General features: G+C 59.8%; 14 protein-coding genes. 4 read left to right on the plus strand and 10 right to left on the minus strand.

The window, feature by feature from the left end; genetic code table 11:
• Positions 1-72: 72 nt before the first annotated feature.
• From ASD95_RS02575 to ASD95_RS02600, 6 genes are all read right to left on the minus strand, one after another.
• On the minus strand, positions 73-336 hold the full coding sequence (locus ASD95_RS02575) for a hypothetical protein (protein WP_056726559.1): 264 nt from the start codon (positions 334-336) through the stop codon (positions 73-75).
• Positions 337-735: 399 nt separating this feature from the next.
• On the minus strand, positions 736-1,899 hold the full coding sequence (locus tag ASD95_RS02580) for a gamma-butyrobetaine dioxygenase (RefSeq protein WP_056726560.1): 1,164 nt from the start codon (positions 1,897-1,899) through the stop codon (positions 736-738).
• Between the two features lie 13 nt (positions 1,900-1,912).
• Positions 1,913-2,389, minus strand: a complete 477-nt coding sequence (locus ASD95_RS02585) for a thioesterase family protein (RefSeq protein ID WP_056726561.1) — start codon at positions 2,387-2,389, stop codon at positions 1,913-1,915.
• Positions 2,390-2,540: 151 nt separating this feature from the next.
• A complete protein-coding gene (locus ASD95_RS02590) occupies positions 2,541-3,506 on the minus strand; it encodes an L-carnitine dehydrogenase (protein WP_007975496.1) in 966 nt (321 codons plus the stop codon).
• A 141-nt stretch (positions 3,507-3,647) separates the two neighbouring features.
• Positions 3,648-4,535 carry a 3-keto-5-aminohexanoate cleavage protein gene (locus ASD95_RS02595; RefSeq protein WP_056726562.1) on the minus strand — a complete coding sequence of 296 codons (888 nt, stop codon included), beginning with the start codon at positions 4,533-4,535 and terminating at the stop codon, positions 3,648-3,650.
• A gap of 94 nt (positions 4,536-4,629) precedes the next feature.
• Complete coding sequence (locus ASD95_RS02600; RefSeq protein WP_056726563.1) at positions 4,630-5,574, minus strand: choline ABC transporter substrate-binding protein; 945 nt, start codon at positions 5,572-5,574, stop codon at positions 4,630-4,632.
• Between the two features lie 223 nt (positions 5,575-5,797).
• On the opposite strand from ASD95_RS02600, the gene ASD95_RS02605 reads away from it, so the two are divergent.
• Positions 5,798-6,742, plus strand: a complete 945-nt coding sequence (locus ASD95_RS02605; protein ID WP_056726564.1) for a GlxA family transcriptional regulator — start codon at positions 5,798-5,800, stop codon at positions 6,740-6,742.
• Positions 6,743-6,819: 77 nt separating this feature from the next.
• On the opposite strand, the gene ASD95_RS02610 is transcribed toward ASD95_RS02605, so the two are convergent.
• The 4 genes from ASD95_RS02610 to ASD95_RS02625 all read right to left on the minus strand — a co-directional run bounded on the left by ASD95_RS02610 (position 6,820) and on the right by ASD95_RS02625 (position 8,445).
• Positions 6,820-7,236: a DUF3010 family protein gene (locus ASD95_RS02610; RefSeq protein ID WP_056726565.1), complete on the minus strand. Its 417-nt coding sequence runs from the start codon at positions 7,234-7,236 to the stop codon at positions 6,820-6,822.
• A 33-nt stretch (positions 7,237-7,269) separates the two neighbouring features.
• Positions 7,270-7,593 (minus strand): helix-turn-helix domain-containing protein, encoded by a 324-nt coding sequence (locus tag ASD95_RS02615; RefSeq protein ID WP_056726566.1) that lies wholly within the window; start codon positions 7,591-7,593, stop codon positions 7,270-7,272.
• Positions 7,577-7,831: a type II toxin-antitoxin system RelE family toxin gene (locus tag ASD95_RS02620; protein WP_056726567.1), complete on the minus strand. Its 255-nt coding sequence runs from the start codon at positions 7,829-7,831 to the stop codon at positions 7,577-7,579. The genes ASD95_RS02615 and ASD95_RS02620 overlap by 17 nt, the downstream gene beginning before the upstream one ends.
• A gap of 212 nt (positions 7,832-8,043) precedes the next feature.
• Complete coding sequence (locus ASD95_RS02625) at positions 8,044-8,445, minus strand: lysozyme inhibitor LprI family protein (RefSeq protein WP_056726568.1); 402 nt, start codon at positions 8,443-8,445, stop codon at positions 8,044-8,046.
• Between the two features lie 235 nt (positions 8,446-8,680).
• Between ASD95_RS02625 and ASD95_RS02630 the strand changes: the two genes are divergently transcribed.
• The 3 genes from ASD95_RS02630 to dgcA all read left to right on the plus strand — a co-directional run bounded on the left by ASD95_RS02630 (position 8,681) and on the right by dgcA (position 12,343).
• Positions 8,681-9,658, plus strand: a complete 978-nt coding sequence (locus ASD95_RS02630) for a dipeptidase (RefSeq protein WP_032829497.1) — start codon at positions 8,681-8,683, stop codon at positions 9,656-9,658.
• A 78-nt stretch (positions 9,659-9,736) separates the two neighbouring features.
• Entirely contained in the window at positions 9,737-10,267 is a 531-nt protein-coding gene (locus tag ASD95_RS02635; RefSeq protein WP_056726569.1) for a DUF5943 domain-containing protein, read from the plus strand.
• A gap of 15 nt (positions 10,268-10,282) precedes the next feature.
• On the plus strand, positions 10,283-12,343 hold the full coding sequence (dgcA, locus tag ASD95_RS02640; RefSeq protein ID WP_056726570.1) for a dimethylglycine demethylation protein DgcA: 2,061 nt from the start codon (positions 10,283-10,285) through the stop codon (positions 12,341-12,343).
• The last annotated feature ends 97 nt before the right edge of the window (positions 12,344-12,440 follow it).

Consider the following 12,440-nt stretch of genomic DNA (forward strand, 5'->3'; position numbering starts at 1 on the left):
CTTCGGCAGCTCCTACAGGGAACGTGTTTCAACTGTAGGAGCTGCCGAAGGCTGCGATCTTTTGATTTTCTGTCAGCCGCGATGGCTTTGCTGGTACTCCGACAACGCCGGCAGCAATTGTTTGTCGATGGCCTGGCGCACTGCCGGCAGGATCGTCGCGCTGCTGGTGTACATCTCCTTGACCATCTTGCGAAGTTCATACGCCCGGGCATCGTCCAAGCCCCTTACCACGCACTCGCAAGCCTGCTCGGCGGTGGCTCCAGTGGGCACGTTGAATCCCAACGACTTGAGCTGGCCCAACAGGTCTTCCTGGTCTATCAAATCGGCGTGCATCATGACGCAATCCTTCTTCAGGGAACGGTGTCGTGGTTCGATTCTGGTAGGGGTGCCGTGTGTCGGCAAGGACGAATTGTCGCAATGGCAGCATTGGCTATGAACAGGTCGCTTTCGGGCAACTTGCCGGCCAAAGGAGGGGGCACACTGGACTCAGCTTGCTTCACGAAGGTTTGGTCACCCTCGCACGGCAGCTCCTCAACAGTACCCTCTGCCTCGATCCTGTCACGGCTTGATCGGGGTTTTTTTTGCCTGTGATTCAGTGGGTTTTGTGTTGATTGATATACCGCTTTCGCGAGCAAGCCCGCTCCCACAGTTGACCGAGTTCTCCCAGAGGAATGCGATCGAATGTGGGAGCGGGCTTGCTCCGGGCGGCGTTCCGACGAAGAACGATGACGCGGTTTAACGCTGCAACACCAGAATCCGCGACAACAACTCATCACGGTCCACATAGCAGCCCTGGAAGTGCCGCGCCCCGGTGGCGGGGTCGAAGGCGTTACGGGCATGCAGGGTGCGGCGGTTGTCAAAGCACCACAGCTCACCGGGATTGAGCCGCTGCATCAACCTGAATCGAGGCTCGCGGGTCATCGCGATAAAGCGCCGGTAGGCCTGATACAGCTTGGGCATCTGCTCCACCGAAGCATCGAACGGCCCGCGCAGAAAGTTCGCCATGCGGATTTCCGACACCTGCCCCAACGCATCCAGGGCGATGATCGGCGCCAGGCAGCGGTAGTCGCTGTGGCGGTCCTTATTGCGAAACTCCACGGGGATTTCACACAGGCTTTTGAAAGCCTCCGGGGCTTCCAGGCGCAAGGTGTCGGCAATGGCAAAACCGTCGACAAAAATGCTCTCGCCACCCTCGGCATCATTGACCAGGCAATGCAAAAATTGCAGCCCCGGTTGCAACTCCCGGGTCGGCAGGTCGCTGTGCAGCGGCAGGTTGAAGGCGGTGTAGGCGTTGCTGTCTGCGTCGGCCTTGGATTGCACGTTGAACAGCACGCCGAAATTGCTCTCGCGGATGAAGGAAATACGCTGGGCGATCAGTTTCAGGGAGCCGGGCTCGGTGGGCACGCCACGGACCTGGGTCAATCCGACATCCCGCACAGCCAACAACCATTGCAACAAGGCGTCGGAGTCGCTCATCAGCGCTTGATACTCGAACACCGGCAACTGCAAATCGCTGTGCCAGAGCCTGGCTTTCGGCTTGCGCTGCTGACGCTCGGCGCGGGATTCATCGTCATAGGCGTGGGCGCGCAGCCAGCCAGGGTCGAAGCGGCTGCTGTGGCCGTCCTGCCAAGCCACCGACAGGCAACCTTCGCTGTCGATACCGGCGTTATCGGGCATCAGATCTTGAGCCACGTCGACGATTTCCAGTACTTGCTCGCGGGTCACGGTGTAGACGCATTGCGGGCACGGGCAGTTATCCCGCAGCCATTGATGGTGGAAAGGGCTGACGCGATCGTCGGCCCACTTCACCAGAACACTGTCCGCCAGGGTCTGCACGCCAGCCAGCGCGCTGATCAACGGATAGGTACGGAAGTCGGCAAATGCAGCGGCGGTATTCATGGCGATCTCCTTGTTATTTTTTTGGGGGTAGTGCGATCACTCGGCCAATGTACCCGGGTGTTGGCAGGTCCGCCTGTTCGGCGACGATGGCTTGCAAGCGGCCCAACGACTGTTCGCTGAACGGCGCCGAACGCGGCCCGGCGAGATCCACGTGCAGCAGCATCTGTTCGTTGCCTGCGAGCTCCTGGGCTTCACCGACCAGATGCAGGCTGTGATAGAGGTGCACGCGCTTGCTGTCGTGGGCGATGATTTGGGTGTGCACTTCGACCTGGGCGTCGAGCTTCACTTCGTGCAGGTAATTGAGGTGCAGTTCGAGGGTGAACAGCGAGTTGCCACTGGCCTCGCGGCTGTTGCTGTCCAGGCCCAGGCGATCCATCAGGGCATCGGTGGCGTAGCTGAAGATCAGCAGGTAGAAGGCGTCGCGCAGGTGGCCGTTGTAGTCGACCCAGTCGGGGATGATGGTGGTTTGGTAGGTGGTGAGGGTGGGCATGGTTTCTGATCCAATTTATAGAGTGACTGGACTGCCGCTTTCGCGAGCAAGCCAGCTCCCACAGGGGGAATGCATTCCAATGTGGGAGCGGCGGTGCGACGATTCGACTTGCTCGCGAAGAGGCCAGTGCTGTTGGCCCCAAGCCTAGGGGTTACTCGCTGAAAGCCATCCCATGCTTCTCTTTGGTGGTCTTTACCGCCTCCAGCACCGCCAGCAGGCAGTCATCACGATAGCGCTCCAGCGCCGAAATGCTGTGTTTGCCCAATTGATCGCTGGTGCCATCGACCACGTCGTCGATCAGCTTGTCGGTCAACTCCGGTGCCGGCAGGTAGGTCCACGGCAATTGCAACGCCGGGCCGAACTGTGCCATGAAGTGGCGCATGCCGGCATCGCCACCGGCCAGGGTGTAGGTCAGGAAGGTGCCCATGAACGACCAGCGCAAACCCGCGCCAAAACGGATCGCGTCGTCGATTTCGCCGGTGGTCGCCACGCCGTCGTTGACCAGGTGCAGAGCCTCACGCCACAGCGCTTCGAGCAGGCGGTCGGCGATGAAGCCCGGCACTTCCTTGCGCACGTGCAGCGGGCGCATTCCCAGGGATTCATAGACTTTCATGGCCGCTTGCACTGCTTCAGGGGCAGTGTTTTTACCGCCGACCACTTCCACCAATGGCAGCAGGTAAACCGGGTTGAACGGATGACCGACCACGCAACGTTCCGGGTGCGTGGCGCTCTCGTAGAACTCGCTCGGCAACAGCCCGGAAGTGCTGGAGCCGATCAACGCATTGGGCTTGGCTGCCGCGCTGATTTTGCTGTGCAGCTCCAGTTTCAGCTCCAGTCGTTCCGGGGCGCTCTCCTGGATGAAATCGGCATCGCGCACGCACTCTTCGATGGTCGCGACAAAGCGCAGGCGATCTTGCGATGCACCCGGCGCCAGACCTTGTTTCTCCAGCGCGCCCCAGGCATTGGCGACGCGTTTGCGCAAGGCGGCTTCGGCGCCGGGGGCAGGATCCCAGGCCACGACATCCAGGCCATGGGCGAGGGCGCGGGACACCCAGCCGCTGCCGATGACACCGCTGCCCAGCGCGGCGAAGGTTTTGATTTCGGTGATAAAGCTCATGGTGGTTTCCTGAAGAGTTCGAAGAACCCTGTGGGAGCGGGCTTGCCCGCGAAGAGGCCGGTACATCCGACGAATCTTCAGCGGTAGAACCACCGCTTTCGCGGGCAAGCCCGCTCCCACAGGGGTATGTGTAGGTTCGGATCAACCGCGCTTGGTCAGGCCCATTTTTGCCCGGCCTTCAGCCGGGGTCAGGATGCGGGCACCGAGGCGGCTGAGGATTTCGCCGGCGCGCTCGACCAGTTGGCCGTTGGTCGCCAGCACGCCCTTGTCCAGCCACAGGTTGTCTTCCAGCCCGACCCGCACGTTGCCGCCGAGCAACACCGCTTGCGCCGCCATCGGCATCTGCATGCGACCGATACCGAAGCCGGCCCAGACCGCGTCGGCCGGCAGGTTGTCGACCATGGCTTTCATGGTGGTGGTGTCTGCGGGAGCGCCCCAAGGGATGCCCAGGCACAGTTGGAACAACGGGTTGTCGAGCAGGCCTTCCTTGATCATCTGCTTGGCGAACCACAGGTGGCCAGTGTCGAAGATTTCCAGCTCGGCTTTAACGCCCAGCTCTTGAATGCGTTTGGCACCGGCACGCAGCTGGGCCGGGGTGGAGACGTAAATGGTGTCGCCGTCGCCGAAGTTCAGGGTGCCGCAGTCGAGGGTGCAGATTTCCGGCAGCAGTTCTTCGACGTGGGCCAGGCGGGTCAGCGGGCCGACCAGGTCGGTATTCGGGCCGAACTCCATCGGGTTCTCGCCGGCACCGATCTCCAGGTCGCCGCCCATGCCAGCGGTGAGGTTGACGATGATGTCGACGTCCGCCTCGCGGATGCGCTCCATCACTTCGCGGTACAGCGCCACGTCACGGCTGAACTTGCCGGTTTGCGGGTCACGCACATGGCAGTGAACCACGGTGGCGCCGGCCTTGGCGGCTTCCACGGCGGCAGCGGCGATCTGTTTCGGGGTGACCGGCACGTGTGGGCTCTTGGCGGTCGTGTCGCCAGCACCGGTGAGTGCGCAGGTGATGATGACGTCGTGGTTCATTTGGCGGTTCCTTACAGGCGAGTTTTGGCTTTGGCCAGGCGTGGTGGTCCCGTTCGCAGCCCGTCGGGGCTGCGAGTCGGTGGTTCGTTCGGGTTTATTTACTGGTCAGTTGCAGGTTTTCAGCGGCCGGCTTGCCATCGAAGGTGGTGACGCCTTCAAGCCAGCGCTTTTTGTCCTGCGGGTGATCCTTGAGCCATTGTTTGGCCGACTCGAAAGCGTCCTTGTGATTCAGCAGCGGCTGCATCATCCGGCTCTCGTCTTCGGCGGTGAACGTCAGGTTGCTCAGCAGGCGACCGATGTTCGGGCATTGTTCGGTATATGTCGGCGCGGTGACGGTCCACACGGTGGCCTTGCCTTCGTTCGGGCCGAGGGCGTCGTCGCTGCCGGTGAGGTAGGTCATCTTGACGTTGACGTTCATTGGGTGCGGCGCCCAGCCGAAGAACACCACGGCTTCGTTGCGACGTACGGCGCGATCCACGGCGGCGAGCATGCCGGCTTCGCTGGATTCGACCAGCTGGAACTTGCCGAGGCCGAACTGGTTCTTGGAGATCATTGCCTTGATCTGGGTGTTGGCGCCCGAGCCAGGCTCGATGCCGTAGATCTTGCCGCCCAGTTCTTTTTCGAACTTGGCGATGTCGGCGAAGGTTTTCAGGCCCTTGTCGGCGAGGTAGGTCGGCACGGCGAGAGTCGCGCGGGCGTCCTGCAGGCTTGGCGCCTCAAGCACCTTGACCTGCTTGGCGTCGACGAACGGGGTGATGGTCTGGGTCATCAGCGGGTTCCAGTAGCCGAGGAACAGGTCCAGACGCTGGTCGCGGATCCCGGCGAAGATGATTTGCTGGGAGGCGCTGGTTTGTTTGGTGCTGTAGCCGAGGCCATCGAGCAATACCTGGGTCATGGCACTGGTGGCGATCACGTCGGTCCAGTTCACTACACCCATGCGCACGTTCTGGCATGCGGCGGGTTCGGCGGCCATGACACTGGCGCTCAGTAAAGCGGTACCACTGAGTGCAAGAACACAGCTGCTGATCAGTCGTTTCATTCTCAGGTTCCTCGGCAGTTCGTTTATTGTGAGTTCCGGTGTCTGATGCGCCGGTGATGCCAAGTTACGCAGCAAAGCACCGATGAAAGCGCACTGCGGCGACCAGCTCTTGCACTGCAGCGACCTGCCCCTTGAATGCCGCTCGCAACTGGCGTATCAACTCCCTACGCTGCCCGCCCTCTCGTTACCTGGCCTCCTGTTACCTGCTAAGCGAGTGCGCTCCATGTCCCAGGATTTCTACTTCTTGTTGATGCCGGGTTTCTCGGCCATCGGATTTATCTCGGCCATCGAGCCGTTGCGGGTCGCCAATCGCTTTCGCGGCGAACTGTACCGCTGGCATGTGCTGAGCGCCGATGGCGGGGCGGTGCTGGCCAGTAACGGCATGTCGGTCAACGCCGATGCGGCGCTGGAGCCGTTGAAAAAAGGCGCGACGCTTCTGGTGGTCGCCGGTTTCGAGCCCCTGAAGTTCACCACCCCGGCGCTGGAACACTGGCTGCGCCGCCTGGACCACGAAGGCGTGACGCTCGGCGCCATCGACACCGGCAGTTTCATCCTCGCCGAGGCCGGTTTGCTCGATGGTCATCGCCTGACCCTGCACTGGGAAGCCATCGATGCCTTCAAGGAATCTTATCCACAGCTCAGCGTTACTCAGGAGCTGTTCGAGATCGACCGCCGCCGCATCACCTCCGCTGGCGGCACTGCTTCCATTGATCTGATGCTGGATCTGATCGCCCAGGCCTACGGCCCTGATCTGGCGATCCAGGTCAGCGAACAATTCGTGCTTGGCCGCATCCGCCCGCGCAAAGACCACCAGCGCATGGAAGTCGCCACGCGCTATGGCATCAGCAACAAGAAGCTGGTGCATGTGATTGGCGAGATGGAGCAGCACAGCGAACCGCCCCTGAGCACGCTGGAACTGGCTGAATCGATCAAGGTGACGCGGCGACAGCTGGAGCGCCTGTTTCGCCTGCATCTGAACGACACACCGAGTAATTTCTATCTGCGGTTACGATTGGAAAAAGCGCGGCAGTTGCTGCGACAGACGGACATGAGCGTGCTGGAAGTGAGTATTGCCTGTGGGTTTGAATCCCCGTCGTATTTCACCCGCAGTTATCGGGCGAAATATGAGCGGTGCCCGAGGGAAGACCGGCGTACTGCCAAGGCATAAATTAAAAGATCGCAGCCTTCGGCAGCTCTTACATGAGATCTCCTGTAGGAGCTGCCGAAGGCTGCGATCTTTTGATCTTATTTCTTCACCAACGCCGAACACGCCGCTTTGTAAGCCTCATGCTGATACTTGTTCAGCGTCCCTGGCAGTTCGAAATTGTGCTTTTTAGCCTGGGCATTGATGGTCTGCGGCGACAGCAGGGTCACCTCGCAATTCTCCTGCAACTGGAAAACCCCTTCGATCTTGAATGTCGTCGGCCCGCCGGCGAACTCGCCTTTCTTGCTGCGCTTCTTGATCGCAATGCGGTCGATGGAATTCTCACGGACAAACGAAGCGACCTGAGCGGCGAACACTTTGACATTGGCGGCTTCGTCGTCATCGTCCAGGGCAATTTTCTTGGTTGCGAGCGCGACATGGCTCAGCGCCTGACCGTCCAGCGTGGCCACGGCGATGATCGCTTCGCTGCCTTTGATTTCGATGCCGCAGACTTTCATGTTTAATCCCATTAGTGACAGAGGGTATGCAGCTTACAGCTCAAGCTGGCTGGCCGTGATGCCAAACGCCAAAGCGATTTTTTCGCGAGTGGCTTTACGGGGCTTGGCGACTGTTTCCTGTTGGGCAAAGGCAGGCTGGGTTATGCCCATGCGTTTGGCTACTTCATCCTGGGTAAGGTTCAAATGTTCGCGCCAGGCGCGGATAGGGGTAGCGCCATCGACGATACGGCTCACTACCTCATGGGGGATCAAGTCGGGCTCGATTTTCTGCGCCACGTATTGTGCATAGGGAATGACCACGAAGGCTGGATTGCCTTCGGCGTCGTTGATGATTTGAATGTCAGTAGGTGCGTTCATCGCGTTTTTTGACCTCTTGAATACTGACCACTTTGATCGCGCCATCCCAATCAAACATGACCCGGTAATTACCGACACGCAGCCGATAAGCGTAGTCATGACCGACCAGTGCTTTGACATTGCCTGCCTCAGGCATGCCAGCGAGCGCCGTGATGGCATCACGAACCTGAATCTGGTGAACGGAATGCAATCTCAAGAGTTGCTTAACGGCCTTTCGAGTCCAGTGAATGCTGTTCATGGAAGAATATAAGTCTTTTATAAGATTTGCGAATCTTTACTTATATTTTTATGCTTGGCCATCAGCAACATTTGTCGGCATGTTGCGTGAAAGGTCCGCAGAGCAGCGGCTTTGGACAGAAGCTGTAGGTCAGAGCAGAGTGCTTTGTGGGAGAAGGTTTTTTGGCGATTGAAAGCTGGTGGTAGCGCCAGCTTTCAGCGGGATACTCAGGACTATTCCTGCCCAATCGACTCCAAAAACTCCGACCGTTCATCACTCATCCGTGCCACACAATCGTTTTGGGCAATGGTGAGCGCCTTGCTGCCGGCGGTGGCCGGGAAGGTTTCGACGGCGCAGTCTGCGTCGCGGGTCTTCAGCCATTGCTGTTGGGCGGCTTTGATCCTGGCGGTGATGTCGGCCAGTTGCGACGGGTTTTTGCCGTACTGCGACTGCATGCGCTCGGTCAGGCCCTGGAGGTTTTCCTTGAGCAGATCTTCGGCGGAGGTTTTGCTGAAGGCCGAGCATTCCAGGGTCTGGATGTCGTTTTCGACTTTGTCGCACGGGTTGTCGTCGGACACCTGCGCTGCGTGTACGCCGGTCGCAATCAGTGCCATTGCCAGAATGATCGATTTCATTATCGTCGCCGCTCTTGTCCAGTGAAGCATCCAGTGATGCGGCGAATTCTGGCCCAAGCCGAGGGCCTTGAACAGGTCGGAGATTGTGCCTGGCGACGACCCTTTGTCGCGGATTGACGCTTTCGGCAAACCCCCTGTCGTTTTTGCACCCGGCTGCCCCTGCACCGAGGCATATGCTGGCCCCAAAGCGCCGGCACACGATTCGGCGCATGAATCGCTAATAGGGGACAGCCTGATGAGCCCAGCCGAATTGCACGCCGACAGCATCGTTATCGACGGGCTGATTATTGCCAAGTGGAACCGCGAGCTGTTTGAAGACATGCGCAAAGGCGGTCTGACCGCGGCCAACTGCACCGTGTCGGTGTGGGAGGGCTTCCAGGCCACTGTCAACAACATCGCTGCCAGCCAGAAGCTGATCCGCGAGAACAGCGACCTGGTGATTCCGGTCCGCACCACCGCCGATATCCGTAAAGCCAAGGAGCAGGGCAAGACCGGCATCCTTTTCGGCTTCCAGAATGCCCACGCCTTTGAAGACCAGATCGGCTATGTCGAAGTCTTCAAGCAGCTTGGCGTCGGTATCGTGCAGATGTGCTACAACACCCAGAACCTGGTGGGCACCGGCTGCTACGAGCGTGACGGCGGCCTGTCGGGCTTCGGTCGCGAAATCGTCGCCGAGATGAACCGGGTTGGCGTGATGTGCGACCTGTCCCACGTCGGTTCCAAGACTTCCGAAGAAGTCATCCTCGAATCGAAGAAGCCGGTCTGTTACTCCCACTGCCTGCCGTCGGGGCTCAAGGAGCACCCGCGCAACAAGTCCGATGAAGAACTCAAGTTCATTGCCGACCACGGTGGTTTTGTCGGCGTGACCATGTTCGCGCCGTTCCTGGCCAAGGGTATCGATTCGACCATCGACGACTACGCCGAAGCCATCGAGTACGTGATGAATATCGTCGGCGAAGACGCCATCGGCATCGGTACCGACTTCACCCAGGGCCATGGCCAGGACTTCTTCGAATACCTGACCCACGACAAGGGCTATGCCCGCCGCCTGACCAGCTTCGGCAAGATCATCAACCCGCTGGGTATCCGCACCGTGGGCGAGTTCCCGAACCTGACCGAGACCCTGCTCAAGCGCGGCCACTCCGAGCGGGTAGTGCGCAAAATCATGGGCGAGAACTGGGTCAACGTCCTCAAGGACGTTTGGGGCGAATAAGCCGCCGCATCTCTGAATCCTTTCCCGCTGCCGTTCGTGCAGCGGGCAACACAACAAATTTTCTGGAGTTAAGTTTTCATGGCCAAGATCGCCCCTCAATTGCCAATCGAAGTCGACAGTGAAACCGGTATCTGGACCTCCGACGCCTTGCCGATGCTGTACGTGCCGCGCCATTTCTTCGTCAACAACCACATGGGCATCGAGGAAGTGCTGGGCGCTGAAGCCTACGCCGAAATCCTCTACAAGGCCGGCTACAAGTCCGCCTGGCACTGGTGTGAAAAAGAAGCCGAATGCCATGGCCTGGAAGGCGTCGCGGTGTTCGAGCACTACATGAAGCGCCTGTCGCAGCGCGGCTGGGGGCTGTTCAAGATCCAGGACATTGACCTCGACAAAGGCACCGCGAGCGTCAAGCTCGAACACTCGGCATTCGTCTACGTGTACGGCAAAGTCGGGCGCAAGGTCGACTACATGTTCACTGGCTGGTTTGCAGGGGCGATGGACCAGATCCTCGCCGCTCGCGGCAGCAAGATCCGTACCGTGGCCGAACAAGTCTACGGTGGCTCCGAAGAGGGTCACGAAGACGGCTTGTTCACCGTCAAGCCGTTGTAAGTCGAGGAACCCGCCATGGCTTTCGAAGCAATGTTCCAGCCGATCCAGATCGGCAAACTGACCATCCGCAACCGCGTGCTCAGCACCGCGCACGCCGAGGTCTATGCCACCGACGGCGGCATGACCACCGACCGGTACGTCAAGTATTACGAAGAGAAAGCCAAGGGCGGGATCGGCCTGGCGATTTGTGGCGGCTCGTCCGTCGTGGCGATCGACAGCCCGCAGGAGTGGTGGAGCTCGGTGAACCTGTCCACCGACCGCATCATTCCGCACTTCCAGAATCTGGCCGATGCCATGCACAAGCACGGCGCCAAGATCATGATCCAGATTACCCACATGGGTCGTCGCTCGCGTTGGGACGGCTTTAACTGGCCAACGTTGATGTCGCCGTCGGGCGTGCGTGAGCCGGTGCACCGTGCCACTTGCAAGACCATCGAGCCGGAAGAAATCTGGCGGGTGATCGGCAACTATGCGCAGGCTGCGCGTCGTGCCAAGGCCGGTGGCCTGGACGGCGTGGAATTGTCGGCTGTGCACCAGCACATGATCGACCAGTTCTGGAGCCCGCGCGTCAACAAGCGTACCGACGAATGGGGCGGTACCTTCGAAGGCCGCATGAAGTTCGGCCTGGAAGTCTTGAAAGCCGTGCGCGCCGAGGTCGGTGACGACTTCTGCGTAGGCATGCGCATCTGCGGTGATGAGTTCCACCCGGACGGCCTGTCCCACGAAGACATGAAGCAGATCGCCAAATATTACGACGACACCGGCATGCTCGATTTCATCGGCGTCGTCGGCTCGGGTTGCGACACTCACAACACCCTGGCCAACGTGATTCCGAACATGAGCTACCCGCCCGAGCCGTTCCTGCACCTGGCGGCCGGGATCAAGGAGGTGGTCAAGGTTCCGGTGCTGCACGCGCAGAACATCAAGGACCCGAACCAGGCCACGCGCATTCTGGAAGGTGGCTACGTCGACATGGTCGGCATGACCCGCGCCCACATCGCCGACCCGCACCTGATCGCCAAGATCAAGATGGGCCAGATCGACCAGATCAAGCAGTGCGTCGGGGCCAACTACTGCATCGACCGTCAATACCAGGGTCTGGATGTGTTGTGCATCCAGAACGCCGCAACTTCCCGTGAATACATGGGCCTGCCACACATCATTGAAAAAACCACCGGCGTGAAACGCAAAGTGGTGGTAGTTGGCGCTGGCCCTGCGGGGATGGAAGCCGCTCGCGTTGCCGCCGAACGTGGCCACAACGTGACCCTGTTCGAGAAGAAAGAATTCATCGGCGGCCAAATCACCACCGCTTCGAAAGCACCACAACGGGATCAGATCGCCGGTATCACCCGCTGGTACCAGTTGGAGCTGGCTCGGTTGAAAGTCGATCTGCGCCTGGGCACTGCGGCGGATGCGCCGACCATCATGGACCTGCGTCCAGACGTGGTGGTGCTGGCCGTCGGTGGACATCCGTTCATCGAGCAGAACGAACACTGGGGTGCGGCTGAAGGTCTGGTGGTCAGCAGCTGGGATGTGCTCGACGGCAAGGTTCTGCCTGGCAAGAACGTGCTGGTTTACGACACCATTTGCGAGTTCACCGGCATGTCTACCGCGGACTTCATTGCGGACAAGGGCAGCCAGGTCGAAATCGTCACCGACGACATCAAGCCGGGCGTGGCGATTGGCGGCACGTCGTTCCCGACGTACTACCGCAGCATGTACCCGAAAGAAGTGATCATGACCGGCGACATGATGCTGGAGAAGGTTTACCGCGAAGGCGACAAGCTGGTTGCAGTGCTGGAAAACGAATACACCGGTGCCAAAGAGGAGCGGGTGGTGGACCAGGTGGTCATCGAAAACGGTGTGCGCCCGGACGAGGAAATCTACTACGCCTTGAAGGAAGGCTCGCGCAACAAAGGCCAGATCGACGTCGAAGCCTTGTTCGCGATCAAGCCGCAACCTTGCCTGGAGCAGAGCGGCGACGGCTACCTGCTGTTCCGCATCGGTGACTGCGTGGCACAGCGCAACGTGCATGCGGCGATCTACGACGCGCTGCGGTTGTGCAAGGATTTCTAAGCCACTGACGCGCCCCCTGTAGGAGCTGCCGCAGGCTGCGATCTTTTGATCTTTGAAAGTCGTCAGATCTGAAGATCAAAAGATCGCAGCCTTCGGC

Source organism: Pseudomonas sp. Root71 (genome assembly GCF_001429045.1).
In the GTDB taxonomy this organism is placed as follows: domain Bacteria; phylum Pseudomonadota; class Gammaproteobacteria; order Pseudomonadales; family Pseudomonadaceae; genus Aquipseudomonas; species Aquipseudomonas monachiensis.